Source organism: Polaribacter sp. 20A6 (assembly GCF_011378915.1).
In the GTDB taxonomy this organism is placed as follows: domain Bacteria; phylum Bacteroidota; class Bacteroidia; order Flavobacteriales; family Flavobacteriaceae; genus Polaribacter; species Polaribacter sejongensis.
Genome location: NZ_WTPZ01000144.1, coordinates 1 through 516, shown reverse-complemented (window position 1 = coordinate 516; position 516 = coordinate 1). Strand labels below are relative to the sequence as shown.

Annotated in this window: 1 protein-coding gene; it reads right to left on the bottom strand. The window is 41.5% G+C overall.

The window, feature by feature from the left end; genetic code table 11:
* Positions 1-175: 175 nt before the first annotated feature.
* Positions 176-484, bottom strand: a complete 309-nt coding sequence (fis, locus tag GQS57_RS18720) for a DNA-binding transcriptional regulator Fis (RefSeq protein ID WP_205860332.1) — start codon at positions 482-484, stop codon at positions 176-178.
* Between the last annotated feature and the right edge of the window lie 32 nt (positions 485-516).

Genomic DNA, 516 nt, shown 5'->3' with positions numbered 1-516 from the left:
GTTAATTCGCGGGCGAATTCGACAATGCCTGTTTTGTCGGAAACGCTGATTAGAGCTCGTTTGATTGGAGTAACAGTTGTGTGATTTGCCATCATGGTTCTCGCAATTGATTAACGATAAATAAACAAGGGGAAGGTAAAACGAAAAAAGGGCGAAATCGCCCTTTTTTCAATGGTTAAAGCATGCCGTACTGCTTTAACTTTTTGCGCAATGTTCCTCGGTTTAAGCCAAGAATAGTTGACGCCTTTGTTTGATTGTCTTTTGTGTAGCTCATGACAGACTCTAGAAGAGGTGCCTCGACCTCCGCTAAGACTAACTGATACAAGTCAGTCACTGGCTGCCCATCCAAGTGAGCGAAGTAGTTTTGCAGTGCTTTTTCAACGTTATCACGTAGTGTTTGTGACTGCTCTGAAGAAGCCGCTTGAAACGTTTTAGTATGAGTTTGTTCTACCACAGAATGACCTTCTAGTTTAAAGCTAACCATTTAGTAATGAGCATAGATCATAGATTACGAAA